The sequence below is a fragment of the Streptomyces sp. ITFR-6 genome, assembly GCF_031844725.1.
In the GTDB taxonomy this organism is placed as follows: domain Bacteria; phylum Actinomycetota; class Actinomycetes; order Streptomycetales; family Streptomycetaceae; genus Streptomyces.
Map to the genome: position 1 here is coordinate 3,708,897 of NZ_CP134612.1, position 18,783 is coordinate 3,727,679.

Here is an 18,783-nt window from a genome sequence, read left to right on the forward strand (position 1 = left end):
ACCGGCCGCACCCGTTCCCCCCACTCCGGAGGTCCGATGACCCTGCCGAACCGGCGCACCGTCCTGACCGCGGGCGCCGCCGCCGCACTCACCGGCGTCACCGCCACCGCCTGCGACGACACCGGCTCCTCCACGCCCACCGGCGGCTCGACCCCGGCCACGAGGACGGGCGGACCGTCGCCGACGGGCACCTCCGCGTCCCCGTCGACGACCGCGCCCTCCGGCCCGGCGGACTGGCCTGCGCTGGCCAAGAGCCTCGACGGCCCCGTCGTACGCCCCGACGACGCGTCCTATCCGACCGCCCGTCAGCTCTACAACACCCGCTACGACAAACAGAAACCGGCCGCGGTCGCCTACGTCCGGCACGAGGACGACATCCGCGAGTGCCTGGCCTTCGCCCGGCGCAGCTCCACACCCGTCGCCATCCGCAGCGGCGGCCACTCCTACGGTGGCTGGTCGAGCGGCAACGGCAGGCTCGTCATTGACGTCTCGTCACTCTCCCGCGTCGGCGGGGACGGCACGATCGGCGCGGGCGCCCGGCTCCTCGACGTCTACCAGGGCCTCGCCGCACACGGCGTGACCATCCCCGGCGGCTCCTGCCCCACGGTCGCGATCTCCGGCCTCACCCTCGGCGGCGGCCACGGGGTCGCGGCCCGCGCATACGGCCTGACCTGCGACAGCCTGACCGCCGCGACCATCGTCACCGCCGACGGCAAGACCCTCACCACCGACGCCAAACACCACCCGGACCTCTTCTGGGCGCTGCGCGGCGCGGGCAACGGCAACTTCGGCGTCGTCACCGAACTCCGCTTCCGCACCCGCCCGGCCCCGCAGACCGTCACCGCGTACATGTCCTGGCCCTGGTCGCGCGCCCGGTCCGTCATCACCGCCTGGCAGGAGTGGGGGCCGGACCAGCCGGACGAGATCTGGTCCTCCGCACACCTCGCGGCGGGCCCCGGCGGCGGAAACCCGACCGTGACGGTCTCGGCCTTCAGCCTCGGCACGTACGGCGACCTGCAGAACGCCGTCGACCGCCTCGCCGACCGGATCGGCGCGCCCGCCTCCTCCGTCTCGCTGCGCCGCCGCAGCTACCAGGAGGCGATGCTCATCTACGCGGGCTGCTCGGGCATCACGGACGCCCAGTGCCATCTGCCGGGCACCACGCCCGGCCGCACCTCGCAGGGCACGCTCCAGCGCGAGACGTACGCGGCCGCGTCCGACTTCTACGACCACGCCCTGCCCCCGGCCGGCGTCCAGGCCCTCCTCGACCGGACGGAGGCCTTCACCCGGCTCGGCACGGCCGAGGGCGGCGGCGGATCGATCGCGCTCACCGCGCTGGGCGGGGCGATCAACCGGGTGGACCCGCAGGCCACGGCGTTCGTCCACCGGAACTCACGGGTGCTCGCCCAGTACATCGGCGCCTGGCGTCCCAACACATCAGGCAGCCCACAACAGAACTGGCTGAAAGACACCCATTCCGCGCTGCGCCGGTACGCATCCGGAGCGGCCTACCAGAACTACGCGGACCCGGCACTGACGGACTGGCGGAAGGCCTACTACGGCTCGGCCGCCGCCCGCCTGGGCGAGGTGAAGAAGCGGTACGACCCGGACGGCGCCTTCACGTTCCCGCAGTCGCTCTGAACGACCGTGCGGGGCTTCCCGACCAGGAAGCCCCGCACGACTCCGCGTCACGACGGCGCATAACAATTCCCGTCAGGACTCCGCGTTTCTACGCCGCGAGCCCTTTCTCGCCGTCACCGCCGCCGCCGGAGCCCGGCCGCGGCTCGGGAATCCCGAGCGCCTCGCCGCGGCTCTCGGTCCCCGCCGCCGACAGCGCCCGGCGCGACCGTACGAGCCTGCCCGCCCGGGGAGACCGGGAGACGGCACCCACGAGGGGGGCCAGCAGCATCATCGCGAGCGGGGCGAGCAGCAGCGCCGCGGCCGTGCCGAGGGCGAATCCGCCGATGACGTCGGTCGGGTAGTGAACGCCCATGTAGATCCGGCAGAAGCCCTCCAGCAACGCGAGCCCGATCGCCGCGATGCCGAACTTGCGGTTCGCCACGAAGAGCCCGACGCCGAGGGCCATCGCCATCGTGGCGTGGTCACTCACGAAGGAGAAGTCGTTCTTCCCGTTCACCAGGACTTCGAGGCCCTGGTGGTCCTTGAACGGCCTCGGCCGTTCGACGAAGCCGCGGATCGGGATGTTGATCAGCAGGGCGATGCCCGCGGCGAGCGGCGCCCACACGATTCCGGAGACAGCCGTCACCGAGTCCTCGGGGGTCCCGCGCCGACGGGCACTCCACCAGCACCACAGGACCACCAGGACCATGCCGAGCATGATCCCGTACTCGCCGATGAACTCCATGACCTTGTCGAACCAGGTCGGAGCGGACTTGGCGAGCCCGTTGATGTCGTAGAGCAGGCTGACGTCGGGGTTTGACCCATCCAGTGCGAGTCCAGCCATCTGCCGCGGCCCCTTGCCTTGTCTGCTGCTGATACCGCGGCACACACCCATGTGCACCGCTTTGACGAACCCCCGTGTTCGCTTCGATCACGTACGTGGGACGACGCTCGGTCAGTGGCCGCTGCCCCGGTCCAACCAGAGAACGACGCGTTCCGTGCGTACGTTCCACTCTCCACCGAATGATCACCATGACGTTATCGAAGAGTGACTCATCGTCGCAGCTCAGGGCCCAGGCTTCACAGAGAGTTCCGGCCACCGCCGCCCACCGGTCAGGCGGCCGGCTGCGTGGTCGGAAGGGCCGCGGCACCGTCCTTTGTGACGCGTGTCGCACCGAAGTAGTCGGGCGAGTCGATCTTGTCGAACCGGATCACGGCACCGGTGTACGGCGCGTTGATCATGTACCCGCCGCCAACGTACAGGCCCACGTGGTGGATGGCGCGCGAGTTGGCCAGGTCGTCGGAGAAGAAGACCAGGTCACCGGGGAGCAACTCGTCGCGCGAGGGGTGCGGTCCGGCGTTGTACTGATCGTTCGCCACCCGCGGCAGCTCGATGTCCACCGTCCGGTACGCGGCCTGCGTCAGCCCCGAGCAGTCGAACCGTCCGCCCTGCTCCGCCGTGCCGTTGCCGCCCCACAGATACTTCGTCCCGAGCTTCTTCTGCGCGAAGTAGATGGCACCCGCGGCCTGCTGAGAGGGCTGCACCCGGCCCACGGGTTCGGCGAAGCTCTTCTCCAGGGACCGGATGATCTTGACGTAGTTCTCGGTCTCCGAGATGCCCGGGACCCCGCCCGCCTTGATCACCCGGTACGCGCCCGCGTTGTAGGCGGCCAGCATGTTGTCGGTCGCGTCCCCCGGAACCTTCTTCACGTACCCGGCCAGTTCGCAGTCGTACGAGGCGGCGGAAGGAATCGCGTCGGCGGGATCCCAGACGTCCCGGTCGCCGTCGTTGTCCCCGTCGATGCCGTGTCCGGCCCAGGTCCCGGGGATGAACTGCGCGATGCCCTGCGCGGCGGCGGGACTCTTGGCGCCCGGGTCCCAGCCGCTCTCCTGGTACAGCTGGGCGGCGAGGAGGGCGGGGTTGATGGCGGGACAGAGGTTGCCCCACTTCTCCACGAGCGGCTGGTACTTGGCCGGCACGGCTCCCTTGGCCAGCCCGACAGCCCCGCCACCGCCGCCCCCGAGGCCGGCTGCGGCGGAGTACGTCCCGACAACGAGCAACGCCACGAAGCACATGGCGGCCCCGACGCCGATCCCACCCACCAACCAAAATTTCCGCACCCCTCAACCTTCCCCCATCGGGGAGGGCTTCATGGGTGTTTTCGACGGTGTGTGCGAGTCATCGGGGTCACTGATGGAGCATCAGGGCGCTCCGGCGGACCAGAAGTCGGAGCGGACGTTGGGGCGAGGGATGACTTCAGCGTCCGCGTAACTCGGACCGTTCGGCGCAGTCATGGGCTCAGCGACCTCCGACTCCCGGACACACGGGCTGTCGACTTCAAGAAAGACCTGCCCTTGGCCTCCGACGATCAGGCTGACCCCGAAGCCGTCCCTCGTCTGCGCGAAAATTGCCGGGACATCTAGATCATTATTAATGGCCTTGATCTTGTAGTTATTCTTCCTCCAGAATCGCTCAACCAGGCCCAAGAAGCTCCCACGCCGCTCAGCGGAGACAATGGTCATAATCGCCCTCCTCCGAGTCACATCGCAGCTCCCCGTGGTTGTCGGACCGTGGGTCCATTGCACCTCTGGACGAATCTCCTTCAGTACATCATTTAACAGCCCATCGGCATGCTCGGCAGCTTCCTGTATGTCCATGCCAACCTCTTCGTCTTCGTTAAATTTTCCACCACTACCGACACATGAAGAGATTAACGCACACGATGCCAGCAACATGACCACCTTGGCGGCACCACGCATCATCGATACTCCTCGGCCTTCAACTTGTCCGATCGGCCGGCCGCCACAAGTGCAATACTATTTGCCGACACCGCACCCCTATCCGGATCGAAGTAGCGAGAGTGCGCATCGATCGAAACGCCCTCGGCGCTCACCAACTTTGGCCCTTCATCAACCTGAAAACGCCGAGCACCGAAAGCACTACTGGCAGGGTCCTTACCGAACCAGAGATCATCATCCCCCTGGTCTGCGAGATCACCGAGGAGATACCCGCCAACCGGCCCCGTCATCCAAACAGCTGCACCAGCAGCACTCTGCCGCTTGGATGGAAGCTTGGTCACGACATCGTTCTCTGCCGCACCCACGAAGACATGCTCCTTTCCAACTCCGAGATCCTCAGCTCGGTCTACGCCGACCCCGGGACTTCCAACCAGAACAATATCGTCGACCCCTGGAATCCCACCTCCTTCTTGAGCGGCCGCCCCCACAGTGCGCGAGCCATACGAATGACCAATTGCCGTCAAATGCGGGTCCTCATGCTCATTCGTAGCCGAAATGCCATCCATGAATCGATTGAAGGTGCCACCCCCTTTCTCCGCCCTCTCGCTCCCCATGACATCAAGGCTGTCAATCCCATCGATCGACTGAGGTGCGTCGTAACCAAGCCAGACCATTGCCGCACTCGATGAATCATAGTATCGGGCACCAATCGCCGTATCGCGCGCCCGCTTCAGATCGCTACTCGCGAATTCCTTATCGAGCGACGTATTCAATCCTGGAACGTAGGTGGCAACATTCCTAGAAGAATCTGGATTGCCGAACGAAACAATTGCCCGACCATTCCCCTGGTCTCCGATGCCAAGCAAGTACATGGGCGGCTCTCCAGGTCTGTGGCCCGCACTCAACTGCCGGTCGATCTCTCGCAGCCCCGCCAGCTTCGTTTCCGCGTCCGAGTCGTCCTGCCCCTCCAGCTTGCCGATCAGCAGTTGGAGGTTGTCGCGGTTGGCCGTGTCGCGGACCAGGGCCGGGATGCCGTCCAGGTTGCCGATCTGGTCCGGGTACACCGCGAGGTACTCCTCGCGCTGTTCGTCCGTCAGGCCCGCCCACCACGCCATGCGCGCAGCCGGGCTCGCATCGCGCGGGATGCCCGACTTCAGGTAGCCGCGCGCCACCTCCCGTACCGCTGCCGCGTCCCCCGCCGCGTCCGTCCACGTCCGGTCCGGGACCTTCAGGCCCTCCTCGGCCTTCAGGTCCCGCAGGATTCCGGCGAACCGCCAGTCGATCTCGGCCGCCGTCCGTACGGCTTTCGTGACCCGGTCCGCGATGTCCTGCGCCTTGCCCGCGTTCGGGTTCGGCGCCGGCAGTCCCGACGGCGGCAGCAGTCCCGGTGACGCCGTGACCGAGGCCGTGCCACCCGGCAACGGCTTACCGTCGACCAGGCCCTCCCCCGCCTCCGGGTACGTCACCGAGCCGTCCGCGTGGACGGTGAACCTCAGCGCCTCCGCATCGTCCAGCGCGTCCCGCAACGCCCGCTGCTGCGCCCTCATCTCGTGGGCGAGGCTGTTCAGCGCCGTACGGACCAAGCCGCACTCCGTGTACACGTACTGCAGGTTCTGGCCCAGCTGCCGCAGCCTGCCGACCGCCGCGTCCGCCGCCGCGCCGCGCTGGGTCTCGCGCAGGCCGTTCAGCAGTTGCTTCTCGATCCGGTCCCGTCCGGCGTCGGCGCGGTTGCTCGCCTTTCCCCATCCGTCGGCCGCACCCTCCAGCTCGGCGCACCTCAGGTCCCGTAACTGTGCCCAGGTCAGAGTAAAACTCGGCGGCGGCGTCAACGTACGACTCCCCACTCCGTCCTCGCCACGGGGTTGAAGGACGACTTCACGGTCTCGTTCGTCTCGCCCAGGGCCCGTGCGACGCCCCGCAGGTTCCCCGCCAGGGACCCGCACTCCCGGCGCGCGGACTCGAAGCGCCGCTCCCACGACTCCCGTACGCTCCCCAGCTCCGCGAGGGCACTCAGCCCGGCCGTACCGGCGAGCAGTCCCTCGTGCGCCGCCGCGAGCTCCGCCTTCACCGGCCCGAGGTGCACGGCCATCCCCTCCGCACCCCCGGCCGCCCGGACCCACACCCCTCCGCTGTGCCGAAGCTGATCCCCAGCAGAACCACCAGCCGCACCCGACCGGCCAGACCCGCCCACCAGGTCGCTCAGCCTCTGCCGCCCCCCGGGCTGCCCCACCACGGCCATGCCAGTCACACCGCTCACACCGCTCACCCCGTTCCTTGATCGTGGAGCGGCACTGTGCCAAAACGGGCGACCGCGACACGCCGGACCGGACGACGCGCAAAGGCCCGGAGAGCGGGAAATGCCCTGCTCCCCGGGCCTCTCAGGCCGGTCCCGCCACTCGGGGATCACCCGAACGGTGGACCGGTTCACACCCCGCGCGATGCGTCACACCCGAGTCGGGGTCTTGGACATCCACGGGTAGAACGACGCGCCCTTGCCCGCACCAAGAGAGAGCGCCCATCACAGCCGGGGCGTGGCTGTACGCCCCCCGCCACCCCCAGCGGGAAGAATGCGCCCCCATGAGCCATTCCCAACCCGCCCGCAACGAGTCCGCCTGGCTCCGCCCGATGGTCGCCCGCCCGGCCGACGAGCAGCACCGCACCGCGACCATGCTGGAGCTCTTCTTCGACCTCTGCTTCGTCACCGCCGTCGCCCAGGCGGCGACGGCGTTCGAGCACGAACTGGCGGAGGGGCGCATCGGCCACGGCGTCCTCGGCTACGCGATGGTGTTCTTCGCGATCTGGTGGGCCTGGATGAACTTCACCTGGTTCGCCTCCGCGTACGACACCGACGACGTGCCGTACCGGCTGCTCACCCTCCTGCAGATCACCGGCGCACTCGTCCTGGCCGCCGGCGCGACCGAGGCGGTCCAGCACGAGGACTTCACGGTCATCACCTGTGGCTACGTCATCATGCGGCTGGCCATGGTGGCCCAGTGGCTGCGCGCCGCCCGCGCCGATCCCGAACGGCGCCGCAGCTGCCTGCGCTACGCCGTGGGAATCCTCGTGGTGCAGGCCGGCTGGGTCGTACGCCTCGCCCTGCCGGAAAGCAGCGGACTCGCGACGTTCGCGGTCCTCGTGGTCGCGGAGATCGCCGTCCCCGTATGGGCCGAGCGGGCGGCCACCACCACCTGGCACCCGCACCACATCGCGGAGCGGTACGGACTGTTCACGCTGATCGTGCTCGGTGAGTCGATCACCGCCGCCACCGGTGCGGTACGGGCCTCCCTCGACACCCACGCGGCGCTCGGTGACCTCGCCGCGATCGTCGTCGGAGGGATCCTGACCGTGTTCGCCCTGTGGTGGCTGTACTTCGCACAGAGCGCGCCCCGGCGGCTCACCACCCTCCGCGTCGCGCTCCTCTGGGGCTACGGACACTACTTCGTCTTCGCCTCCGCGGCCGCCGTCGGCGCCGGCCTCGCCCTCAACGTCGCCCACGCCACGGGCCACGGCCACCTCTCCGACCACGCGGCGGCCTCGGTCTACACCGTTCCGGTCGCGCTCTTCGTCATCCTCGTGTGGCTGCTGCACCACCCCACCCCGGTGCGGATCGACGCCGCCGACGTCGTGCACCCGGTCGCGGTCGCCGCCATCCTCGCCGCGACGTTCGCTCCCTCGCCCGTCCTGGTCACGGGCATCCTCGCCGCACTCCTCATCGCGGCGAAGCTGACCTTCTCCGCACGCGGCGCCACGAAGGCGTCGCCCTGAACAGCACTAGCAACAGCAACAGCGCCACGTTCAGCGAGTGGTGCGCGCCGACTGCCCCGGCAGGGCGATCCCGTGGGCCCGGGCGACCCGGCCCGGACGCAGCGTCCACGGCACCGGCGAGGTGTCTGTCAGCCAGTCCTCCGCGACGATCCGGTGCACGACGAAGCCGCGCAGCGAGCGTGACAGCTTCCAGCCGAGGCCCTTGCACAACTGCCCGTACGAGGGGCCGTGCCCGTGTTCCGCGCGGAAGGCGGCGGCGAAGCCTGCGGCCTGCGGGCCACGGTCGGGATGGCCGTCCTCCCAGGCGTCGTAGGCGGTGAGTACGGACCGGGGGGCGGGGATGTCGGCCGGGGGGTACATGAACGCCTTCGCCACCCGGCCCGTGGAGAACCGGCACAGGGCGCAGTGCTCGACCGCCTCCACGTGCCGCCGCAGAGCCGGACTCGTACCGGACTTCCACGCGTCCCACGCGGCCGGGGTGATCTGGTCCGGCTCCGGGTCCGCAGGCGGGCGGCTCGCCTCGACGCGCGCCTCCTCCGCGATCTCCTCGGGGGTACGGAACCTGCCCGCGAGGTGACGTACCACCGGGTCGAGGCGGTACGCGTCGCCGGAGAGCTCCGCGAGGAACCCCTTGGCGGCGAGTTCGGGCACGGCGGCGCGGCAGGCCTCCGGCAGGTGGCCGGGGATACGGCCGTGCAGCTCGGAGGTGCTGTGGGCGGCCAGGAACAGGGCCGCCAGTCGGATCGCCGGCGACGCCTTCTTGACCGGCTTCGCGATCCGCGCGCGCATGGCCCATCCCGACACCCGCGACCGTGTGCCCTTGCCCAGGGGCAGCGGGTGGCCCGCCTCCCGGCTCATCTCCGGCACCCTGATCCCCACCGGGACGTCCTGGTCCCCGTCGACCAGCGGACCGGGTACCTCCCATCCGGCGGCCTCCAGATCGGCCACGGCATGGCGCGGATCCTCCAGCCGCAGCGAGCGCACGTCGGTGCCGGTGACGTTGCCGACACCACCCCGTGCGGCCCGGATGGCCACGACGACGGCGAGGAACTGCGCGTCGACGGACGCGAGCGGCAGCTCGGCCACGTACGACAGGAGCGCGCGTGCGGCCTCCCCCTGCCGGTGCGTCAGCAGAAAGGGCGGCAGGGTGGGTTCGACGGGCTTCGAGGCGGCAGTCTCTTGCGAGATGACAGTCTTGGGCACATCTCTCCTAACGCGGGTCAGCCGTCGAGGACACGGGCACCGACGTCGTGACGCCATGAGGTCGCGACGTCACGACCTCATGGCGTCACGACCTCACGACCTCACGACGAATCACGCCTGCCGCGCCGCACCACCGGCATCCGGGACCAGGAGAGAACGGTATCCGCCCGCAGGGTGCCGCGAAGGCGGCCGGACGCCCGCCGGCCCGGGGCATCACCCACTTCCCGGGCCGGCGGTGTCCGGCTCCGCTACGCGGACCGCAAGCGGTAGGCGTAGGTGTACGTGCGCCCGGCGTGCAGCAGGTACTCCTCAAGCGGCGGGGCACCCCAGGAGTCGTTGCCGCCGACCCCCATCTGCCGGTGGTTGACGCCCAGGACGGTCTCGTCGCGCCGCTTGAGCTCGTAGGGGTGCTTCGGCCCCTCCAGGTCGAACGGCGAGTAGTGCAGGACGCTCGTCTCCAGCATGGGTTCGCCGTCGCCGGGGTCGGCCCGTACCAGCAGTCCGGTACCCGAGCGGTCCGTCACCGAGAGCGTGCGTACGTCGGTCATGTTGCCGGTCTGCTGAGGACGGGCGTACGGCGCGACCTGCGCGTCCACCGTGGAGCGGTAGCGGCCCACGAACGCGCCGGTGCGCCGGTCCCAGTAGTTCTCCTGCGGGCCGCGCCCGTACCAGTCGATCTGCTCGAAGCCCTCGGGGACGGTCAGCAGCGCGCCCACCATGGGCAGATCGGGCAGCCCCGCGGCGGCCTCCAGAGTGTGCCGGACCCAGATCTCGCCGTCCCCGCGGACGGTGAACACGGTGGTCCAGGTGGACGTGGCCGGTGCGGTGGGCAGGGTGCACGCCACCTCGACGGTGACGACTCCGGGCGACGGCTGACCGGTCCTGATCGAGGTCACCTCGCGGTCGGTACCGGCGTCCCGCCAGGTCCGCAGGGTGTTCTGGGCATCGCGGCCGGTGTCGTTGTCGGTGGGCCCGCGCCAGAAGTTCGGCACCGGGCCGCCGGCCAGCAGCAGCCGGCCCTTCACCCGGTACGAGGCCAGCGTCCCGGTGGACTTGTCCAGGACCACCTCCGCGTCGCGCCCGCTGATCCTTACGCGTGCGTCGGTCTCGTCGAGGGTGAGGACGGGCAGCGTGTCCGGGGCCGGGTCCGCGGGGGCGAGGGTGTGCCAGTCGAGCGCGAGCTGCTCGGCGGCAACGGTGTGCCCGGCCTCCGCCCATGTGGCCTTGGCCTTCAGTACGAAGGAGACGTTCAGCCAGTACTCGGCACCCGGCTCGGGCTTCGCCGGCTTCCGGTACGGGATGCGTACGGTGCCCTCACCGCCGGGCGCCACCTTCGGCGCCGCGAGCCTGCCGTGCTGCACACTCCGCCCGTCGCAGCTGACGTCCCAGCGCAGCTCGTACGCGTCCAGTCCGCTGAACAGGTGCTTGTTCCGCACCGTCACCTCCCCGGCCGCGAGGTCCGAGGCGGCGACCGCCACCGGCTGGTAGACCTTCTTGACCTCCAGCAGGCCGGGGTGCGGCGTACGGTCCGCGGCGACCAGACCGTCACAGCTGAAGATCCCGTCGGTCGGGTAACCGTCCTTCCAGTCCCCGCCGTACGACAGGTAGGTGTGCTTGGCGTCGCCCGGCACCGGGAGCCGGATCGCCTGGTCCACCCAGTCCCACACGAACGCGCCGTGCAGATTCGGGTAGCGCTCGAAGATGTCCCAGTACTCCTTGAGGTTGCCGCTGCTGTTGCCCATGGCGTGCGCGTACTCGCACAGCATGAAGGGCGTCTCCTTGCCCGACTTGCCGTACGCCTCCACGTCCGCCGGCTTGGTGTACATCTCGCTGTGCAGGTCGGCGACCTCGTTCATGCCCTCGTAGTGCACGGGCCTGGAGGCGTCCCTGGCGTGCACCCAGTCGGCCATCGCCCGGAAGTTGGACCCGCCGCCGGCCTCGTTGCCCAGCGACCAGACCACGACGCTCGGATGGTTCTTGTCGCGCTCGACCATGGAACGGATCCGGTCGATGCAGGCGTCGGTCCACTCCGGCAGGGAGGCCGGCACGGTGTCGCGGACTCCGTGGGTCTCCAGGTTCGTCTCGTCGATGACGTACAGGCCGTACTCGTCGCACAGCTCCAGCCAGCGCGGATTGTTCGGGTAGTGCGAGGTGCGCACCGCGTTGATGTTGTGCTGCTTCATCAGCAGGATGTCCTGGAGCATCCGCGGCTCGCGGACCGCCTGGCCGTGGTCGGGGTCGGACTCGTGACGGTTGGTGCCGCGGAACATCACGGGCCTGCCGTTCACGGTGAATTTCCCGGGCCCGTACTCGACCTCGCGGAAGCCGGTGCGGGTGCGCTGGACGTCGACCGTCCGCCCGGAGCCGTCGGTGAGCGTGACGACCACGGTGTAGAGGTTGGGGTCCTCGGCCGACCAGAGCGCGGGCGCGGAGACGTCCGCCTTCAGCGTCACCTCGGTGTCCCCGGCCGAGCCCTTCGGGTCGACGTCCCCGGTGAGCGGACGGCCGACCCGGCGCCCCCGTCCGTCGTACAGCACCGCCTCGATGCGGTGGCCGGCCGCGCCGGCGCCGCCCCGGTCGCGCACGGTCGCGGTGACCGTGAGGACCGCGTCGCGGTACGCGTCGTCCAGCCCGGTCCGTACGAACAGGTCCTGCACATGGACCGGCGCGACCGCGTACAGATAGACGTCCCGGAAGATCCCGGACAGGTCGATCATGTCCTGGTCCTCCAGCCAACTGCCGTCGGACCAGCGGTAGACCTCGACGGCCAGGGTGTTGCCGCCCGGCCGCACGTGGTCGGTGATGTCGAACTCGGCGGGGGTGTAGCTGTCCTCGCTGTAGCCGACCCGCTTGCCGTTGACCCAGAGGAAGAACGCCGACTTCACGCCCTGGAACGAGATCAGGGTGCGCCGGCCCGACCAGTCGCGCGGCACGGTGAAGGTGCGGCGGTAGGAGCCGACCGGGTTGAATTCGTGCGGAACGGCGGGCGGGTCCGGGGTCTCGTAGCCGATCCACGGGTAGCGGATGTTGAGGTAGATCGGCTCCGGGTAGCCCTCGATCTCCCAGTTCGACGGTACGGGGATCCGGTCCCAGCCGCCGTCGTCGTAGCCGGGCGCCTCGAAGCCGGTGGGCCGGGCGTCGGGGTTCTTGGACCACTTGAAGCGCCAGGTCCCGTTCAGCGACCGGAAGTAGGGCGACCTCTCGATGTTCCCGCGCAGTGCGTCGGAGCCGTTCGCGTACGGGACCAGCCGGGCCCGTGCCGCCTCCCTGCCGACCTGGAACACTCTCGGCTCCGCGTCCCACTCGGGGGCCTCCGCCGCGAAGGCCTGTCTCTGCGCGGAGAAGACGGCCCAGCCCGCGAGGGCTGCCCCGGTCGAGAGGACGGAACGACGGCTCGGACGGTATGCGCTCATGAAGCGACTCCGAACGGAAGGCAACAAGAACCACCACCATCAGACGGAAACACTCAACACGCAAGACTCCGCGCGGGATCGCCGCACATCACGGCCGACGCCGCCCCCACATCGGGGACCCGACCACCCCAAAGGGCGTAACGCCAGCGCCGAAGGTGGCCGGAAGTACGCGCCCGGCCGGAGCCGAATCCCGGTCGGGCCACCCGTACGCCGTCGTCGGGTGCGACGCTCCACCGCATGACCGGATGGATGTCCCGGACCCCACGCCACGCGGTGGCGCTGGTCTGCGCGTACGCGTCCGGCCTCCTCCTCGTGGGGTCCGTCGCCCACATCACCGGCCTCCTTCAGCACGGCCTTCACCCCTACGACTGGGCTCCCGGCTGGTTGAACCTGTACTGGACCTCGCTGGCTCTCCTGGACACGCTCGCGGCGCTCCTCCTGCTCCGGGGAAGGCGCGCGGGGTTGGACCTCGCCTGCACCATCATGGCGACCGACCTCGTCGCCAACTGGTACGCGGTCCACGGCATCCAGCACAGCCACTTCACGGTGCAGCCCGGTCTGCAACGGCTCACCGCTTTCACGGTGCTCGTACTGGGAACGGCACCGTTCGTCCGCAGGCACCTCACCAGGTGACGCGGGTGCGAGCGCCTGGCGGGTCCGGGCACGTGTCCGAAGACCTCACGGCGGGCATGATCAATCGCATGAAAGCGGGCAAGAGGGACGTCGCAACCAACGGCACGAGGCTCGGCACGAGCACGAGCGCCCATGTCGGCACCGGCACCGGCTCCGAAGCAAGTAATAGGCCGGGGCAGGTCCTGAGATGGAACTTCTTCATAGGTGGACACCTGAGCGCCTCCGTTCCCGTCCGCCTCGTCGAACGCACGACCGCAGGTCAGCTGCTGTGGATGGAGACCGGCACCCCGATGTGGCGGACCGCCCTGCCGCGCGGCACCACGCATCTGCGGGACATCGCCCCGCACGAACGCCCCGCCGAGGGCTACCCCCTGGTCCCCGACCGGTGGCCGATGGGCGACGCCCTCTTCTACCAGCCGACCGGCGCGGCCCACTCCGTCCTGTGGCTGTTCGGGCGCAGGCAGAAGTTCCGCGGCTGGTACGTCAACCTGGAACGCCGGCTCCACCACGGCGACGACATCGACATCGCGGACCACGAGCTGGACCTCAACGTGGCACCGGACCGCACCTGGCGCTGGAAGGACGAGCAGTCCTTCGCGGAGAAGACCGGCCACCCCGCGTACTGGACCGCAGAGGAAGCGGTCGCCATCCGATCCGAGGGAGACGCTGTGGCACGGCTCGCTGAGGCCGGAACGTTTCCCTTCGACGGCTCCTGGTGCGATTTCAGGCCACCATCGACCTGGACAACACCACCCCGCCCGCCCAACCCCCGCCGCTCCCTCCTCTGATCGGCGCATGCCTCGCATACCTCCACCTCGCCACTCATGCGCCGATAGGTGCGGTCCGCGTGCGGATGCCGCTCCCGGCCAGGGTGGCGCGATGGCGATCATTGCCCGGCGTCACGCTCCGTGATACACAGAGTAACGATATGCAATTCGCTCACACACCGATTCGATCCGCAGGTCAGGGCGGTCAGACCGGTCAAATGTGCGAGATCCGGGTAAAGAGAGCCGCCAAGTCGTCGTGCGAACGCAGTTTCATCAGCGATGATAGAGGGTGACTCGTGCCGTGCGGTGCGGGCACCGAACTACCCAGCAAGGGCGGTGACTTAAATGATCCTGGCAGCCGAAAAGGGCGACATCACCACCATCATCGGCGGAATCGCCCCGAACTGGGGGCCGTTCGGGACCTTGGGCAACGAGGCCCGCGTCATGATCGAAGTGGTGATGGCGATCGCCATCCTGCTCTGCCTCGGCATCGCGATCTGGGGAGCGGCGAAACAGCGGATCGGCGCGACGGCTCTGCGTGACACGTTCAGCGCGGAGCAGGGCAAGGGGCTGATCGTCGCCGGTCTCACCGGTGTGTTCATCATCGGATCGCTGGGAACCCTGTTCACCATCGTCTACGGGATGGCTGTCTAACCGACCGTCAGCCCGCGCCCGGGGGCGCTCCCGCCCCGTCCCCACCATCCGCCCGTCGTGCCCACCGGCAGAGGTTGCGTCTCCCTGATGTCGAGTCACCACACCGCGTCCGCGCGGGAACCAGCACGGCTACCGTCGTACTACGACGCGGTTCAGGCAACGGTTGAGGGGGCGTACGCGGCATGAGTCCCGACGACGACGGCTACGGCAACGACTCCGGCCGTTCGAACGACGGCTACAGCACCCTCGGCGGCACGCGCCAGACCCGCACCCGCCTCCCCGACGGCCAAGGCGGCGACGGCTACGGCCCCCGCCGCCCGGCCCGCAACTCCCGCTCGCTCTTCACCGTCCTCGGCGTGGTGGTCCTGCTCCTGGCCGCCATCGCCTTCGCGAACATGGGCGGGGGCGACGGGGGCGACGGGGGCGACGGCGGCGACGGTACGCGAGGAAGCGACGCCAAGAAGGCCGGCTCGGCACCGACCGCGGCCACCGGGACGAAGCCGGTGACGGGGAAGAGCGGCTCGATTCCCTCGGGGTTCGCGCATGACGAGCAGGGGGCGCAGAGCGCGGCGGCGAACTATTCCGTGGCGCTCGTATCGGCAGACATCCTCAAGCCAGATCGCCGGACGCAGATCGTACGCCGCGTCTTCGCCGCAGGCCGAGTCGACGAGCTTGAGACCAAGCTCAACCAGGCGTACAGCAAGGACTTCCTTGACAAGGTCGGCCTTGACGAGAACGGCCAAGCAGCTGAAGGCATGACTTACGTCTCAAGGACCGCGCCCGTCGGGACCAAGGTGACGCAGCTCTCTGACTCTTCCGCCACTGTCGAGGTGTGGTGCACAGGAGTCTTCGGAACGGCGGGGGTCGGCTCCACCAATCCCGTGAGCAACGACTGGTTCACGATGACGCTCAAGCTCCGGTGGGAGAGCAACGACTGGAAAGTCGACAGCTTCTCCCAGAAAGACGGACCGGCACCGGTCAATACCGACCGTACGGCCTCCAACGCCGATGACATCGCCAAGGCCGTCGAGGAGTACGGAGGGTTTACCTATGCCCGCTAAATCACGGCACGCGCTCAAGTTGAGTGCGGCCCTGACAAGCGCCCAGGCAACTCTGGTAATTCTGGCCACCCGCGCCGCAGCGGCACCGACGCCGTCCCCCTCTCCCTCCGGGGATGGAAACTGCTCGCTCATCGTTGGCCCCGCCAAGGACTACTGCGAAGGCGACGCCGGCACCTCCAAGTCCAACGCCCCCAAAAGCGTCGACTCCGCCCTGGACCCCCTGACCTCCCTGGGCCGTGGCTGTGCCGACGCCGCCGCGTGGATCGTCGGCAAGCTCAGCGACGCCGTCAAGGGCACCGCCAACGTCGACTTCACGAACACCCGCTTCCTCCAGCAGTACGCGATCGTCTTCGCCGCCTCCACCGTGCTGACGCTCGTCCTGTGGCTGCTCGCCGTCGCCAAGCGCGCCATCCGCGGGGTGCCGCTCACCACCGCCATCTCCGAGGCCATCGGGTTCCTGTGGCTGACGGTCCTGGCGTCCGCGTTCACCCCACTGATCCTGTACACGATCGTCTCCGCCACCGACGCCGTCACCGAGGTCATCGCCTCGTCCTCCGGCCGGCAGACGGACGTCTTCTTCGGGTCGTTCGCGGAGGCGCTCAAGAAGGACTCCGACATCGGCGGCGGGCCGATCATGCTGATCGTCGTGTCGCTGGTGTCGATCCTCGCCGCAGGCATCCTCTGGCTGGAACTCGTGATCCGGGCCGCCCTCCTCTACGTCGGCGCCCTGCTCGGAACCGCCGTGTACGCGGGGCTCGTCGACAAGAACATGTGGGGGCACGTACGCCGCTGGGCAGGCATCATGATCGCCGTGATCATGGTGAAACCCGTCATCGTCATCGTGCTCGGCCTGGCCGGCGCGCTGTCCTCCGACGACGGACCGGACGCGTTCTCCGCCGTCGTCTCCGGACTGGCGATCATCCTGCTCGCGATCTTCGCCTCCGGCATGATCTACCGCTTCGTCCCCGGCTTCGGCGACGAGATCCAGGGCGCCCGTACCAACCGCAAGCAGGCAACCGACGGCTCCCAGGCGGCCGCGATGATCAGCTCGCCCGCCGCTCTCGTCTCCCAGGGCATCAAGACCCACAGCAGCCGCGGCGGCGGCCAGGACAACGGCGGTGGCAACAGCGGCGGCGGACGCCCCGCCAACCCGGTCAGCGGCGGAGTCGCCGCCCACAGCTCCCGCAACTCCGGGAGCGGGGTCGGCGGCGGATCTGTCCCCTCCGCCGCACCTCCGCCCCGCAGCGGCTCCGGCCCCACCTCCGGTACCCCGCACAGCAGCCGCGGCCCGCGCCGCGGATCAGGAAGTTCAGGTAACAGCAGCACAGGAGGTGGCGGGCGTTGAGCACGCAGTCCCATCCGATCGCGCCCCGCCGTACGTATCTCATCGGCCGGGCCAGGCCCAACGCCATGGTCGGCAAGAACCGCGAGACCGGCGAGATCGCCCTGATCATCGGCGGGGCGTTCCTCGGCATGATGAGCGGGCTGCTCGTACCGGTCCTGTCCATGCGGATCGTGCTGCTCACCGGCTTCCCGCTGCTCGCCCTCGCGATCGTCTACGTCCCGTACAAGCACCGGACGTTCTACAAGTGGTTCGAGATCAACCGCAGCTTCAAGCGCTCGCTGCGCCGAGGCGCCACCTACCAGTCCGGCGCCATGGAAGCGGGCACCAGCGCCGACGGCCGCGAGGTCGAGATCGGACCGCCCCCCGGCATCGGCCGGATCAACTGGCTGGCCGCACCCTTCGGCCCCGACGAGATCGCCGTACTGCTGCACGCCGACCGCCGCACCGTCACCGCGGCGATCGAGATCGAGGGACCCGGCGTCGGGCTGCGCGACAGCGAGGACCAGGAAGCGCTCGTCGACCGCTTCGGCACCCTCCTCAAGCACGTCGCCAACGGCGACGGCTTCGTGACCCGCATCCAGATGCTCGCCCGCACCCTGCCCGCCGACCCCGACGCCCACGCCAAGGACGTAGCCCAGCGCGGCGACAAGACCTCCCCCGGCTGGCTCCAGGAGTCCTACGAGCAGCTCCAGTCGATGGTCTCCACCTCCAGCGAGCAGCACCGCGCCTACCTGGTCGCCTGCATGGAGTTCGACCGCGAGCTCGCCGCGGAGGCCAACGCCATGGCCCGCGCCGCCCGCCCCCACGGCGGCCGCAAGCTCGACCGGGACGCCGGACTCGCCGTCGTCATGGCGCGCGAGCTCACCGACATCTGCGCCCGCCTCGCCGAGGCCGACATCCGGGTACGCCAGCCGCTCGGCCAGAGCCGCCTGGCCTCCCTCGTCCACTCGATGTACGACCCCGACCACCCCATCGACCACATCCAGGCCATGACGAAGCGCAACGCCTGGCCCGCCGAACTGGACGCGGTCGAGCCGACGTTCCTCCAGGCCAAGACCCGCGAGTCGTCCACCCGCGCCCCCTGGTGCCACTCCACGGCCTGGGTGAAGGAGTGGCCGATGACGCCCGTCGGCGTCAACTTCCTGGCCCCGCTCCTGGTCCACACGCCCGATGTGATCCGTACGGTCGCGGTCTGCATGGACCTCGAACCCACCGAGATCGCCATCGAGCGGATGCTCACCGAGAAGACCAACGACGACGCCGAGGCCAGCCGCCAGGCCAAGATGAACCGCACCGTCGACCCCCGCGACATCGCCGCCCACGGCCGGCTCGACCAGCGGGGTGAAGATCTCGCGAGCGGCGCGGCAGGGGTGAACCTGGTGGGGTACATCACCGTGTCGTCCCGTTCGCCGGAGTCCCTCGCCCGCGACAAGCGGACGATCCGGGCCTCGGCCGGCAAGTCGTACCTGAAGCTGGAGTGGTGCGACCGCGAGCACCACCGCGCGTTCGTGAACACCCTGCCGTTCGCCACTGGCATCCGCCGCTAGCCGTACACGCCCCAGAGCACCGAACGCACGGAACGC

At 69.3% G+C, this 18,783-nt stretch carries 15 protein-coding genes; 8 read left to right on the forward strand and 7 right to left on the reverse strand.

Going from position 1 to position 18,783, the window contains the following annotated elements; all coding sequences use genetic code 11:
* Window positions 1-36 precede the first annotated feature (36 nt).
* A complete protein-coding gene (locus tag RLT59_RS16920) occupies window positions 37-1,641 on the forward strand; it encodes an FAD-binding oxidoreductase (protein ID WP_311304172.1) in 1,605 nt (534 codons plus the stop codon).
* Between the two features lie 88 nt (window positions 1,642-1,729).
* On the opposite strand, the gene RLT59_RS16925 is transcribed toward RLT59_RS16920, so the two are convergent.
* The 5 genes from RLT59_RS16925 to RLT59_RS16945 all read right to left on the reverse strand — a co-directional run bounded on the left by RLT59_RS16925 (window position 1,730) and on the right by RLT59_RS16945 (window position 6,448).
* Window positions 1,730-2,464 (reverse strand): phosphatase PAP2 family protein, encoded by a 735-nt coding sequence (locus RLT59_RS16925; RefSeq protein WP_311304173.1) that lies wholly within the window; start codon window positions 2,462-2,464, stop codon window positions 1,730-1,732.
* A gap of 269 nt (window positions 2,465-2,733) precedes the next feature.
* Window positions 2,734-3,696 carry a C40 family peptidase gene (locus RLT59_RS16930; RefSeq protein ID WP_399126907.1) on the reverse strand — a complete coding sequence of 321 codons (963 nt, stop codon included), beginning with the start codon at window positions 3,694-3,696 and terminating at the stop codon, window positions 2,734-2,736.
* 126 nt (window positions 3,697-3,822) lie between these two features.
* Entirely contained in the window at window positions 3,823-4,380 is a 558-nt protein-coding gene (locus RLT59_RS16935; RefSeq protein ID WP_399126909.1) for a hypothetical protein, read from the reverse strand.
* Window positions 4,380-6,188 carry an alpha/beta hydrolase gene (locus RLT59_RS16940; RefSeq protein WP_311304176.1) on the reverse strand — a complete coding sequence of 603 codons (1,809 nt, stop codon included), beginning with the start codon at window positions 6,186-6,188 and terminating at the stop codon, window positions 4,380-4,382. The genes RLT59_RS16935 and RLT59_RS16940 overlap by 1 nt, the downstream gene beginning before the upstream one ends.
* Entirely contained in the window at window positions 6,185-6,448 is a 264-nt protein-coding gene (locus RLT59_RS16945) for a hypothetical protein (protein ID WP_311304177.1), read from the reverse strand. The genes RLT59_RS16940 and RLT59_RS16945 overlap by 4 nt, the downstream gene beginning before the upstream one ends.
* A gap of 488 nt (window positions 6,449-6,936) precedes the next feature.
* Here RLT59_RS16945 and RLT59_RS16950 point away from each other — a divergent pair, with 488 nt between their 5' ends.
* A complete protein-coding gene (locus tag RLT59_RS16950) occupies window positions 6,937-8,124 on the forward strand; it encodes a low temperature requirement protein A (protein ID WP_311304178.1) in 1,188 nt (395 codons plus the stop codon).
* A gap of 30 nt (window positions 8,125-8,154) precedes the next feature.
* On the opposite strand, the gene RLT59_RS16955 is transcribed toward RLT59_RS16950, so the two are convergent.
* A complete protein-coding gene (locus RLT59_RS16955) occupies window positions 8,155-9,327 on the reverse strand; it encodes a hypothetical protein (protein WP_311304179.1) in 1,173 nt (390 codons plus the stop codon).
* Window positions 9,328-9,575: 248 nt separating this feature from the next.
* On the reverse strand, window positions 9,576-12,740 hold the full coding sequence (locus tag RLT59_RS16960) for a beta-galactosidase, LacZ type (RefSeq protein WP_311304180.1): 3,165 nt from the start codon (window positions 12,738-12,740) through the stop codon (window positions 9,576-9,578).
* 237 nt (window positions 12,741-12,977) lie between these two features.
* On the opposite strand from RLT59_RS16960, the gene RLT59_RS16965 reads away from it, so the two are divergent.
* The 6 genes from RLT59_RS16965 (at window position 12,978) to RLT59_RS16990 (ending at window position 18,747) form a co-directional block, all read left to right on the forward strand.
* The gene (locus tag RLT59_RS16965) at window positions 12,978-13,373 is read left to right on the forward strand and encodes a hypothetical protein (protein WP_311304181.1); all 396 of its coding nucleotides are present in this window, start codon (window positions 12,978-12,980) and stop codon (window positions 13,371-13,373) included.
* Between the two features lie 68 nt (window positions 13,374-13,441).
* Entirely contained in the window at window positions 13,442-14,161 is a 720-nt protein-coding gene (locus tag RLT59_RS16970) for a ribonuclease FAU-1 family protein (RefSeq protein WP_311304182.1), read from the forward strand.
* Between the two features lie 324 nt (window positions 14,162-14,485).
* Window positions 14,486-14,794 (forward strand): DUF8827 family protein, encoded by a 309-nt coding sequence (locus RLT59_RS16975; RefSeq protein ID WP_024493027.1) that lies wholly within the window; start codon window positions 14,486-14,488, stop codon window positions 14,792-14,794.
* A gap of 182 nt (window positions 14,795-14,976) precedes the next feature.
* Window positions 14,977-15,855, forward strand: a complete 879-nt coding sequence (locus tag RLT59_RS16980; RefSeq protein ID WP_311304183.1) for a DUF8175 domain-containg protein — start codon at window positions 14,977-14,979, stop codon at window positions 15,853-15,855.
* Entirely contained in the window at window positions 15,845-17,200 is a 1,356-nt protein-coding gene (locus RLT59_RS16985) for a hypothetical protein (RefSeq protein WP_311304184.1), read from the forward strand. The genes RLT59_RS16980 and RLT59_RS16985 overlap by 11 nt, the downstream gene beginning before the upstream one ends.
* Window positions 17,197-18,747 (forward strand): SCO6880 family protein, encoded by a 1,551-nt coding sequence (locus RLT59_RS16990; protein ID WP_311304185.1) that lies wholly within the window; start codon window positions 17,197-17,199, stop codon window positions 18,745-18,747. The genes RLT59_RS16985 and RLT59_RS16990 overlap by 4 nt, the downstream gene beginning before the upstream one ends.
* Window positions 18,748-18,783 lie beyond the last annotated feature (36 nt).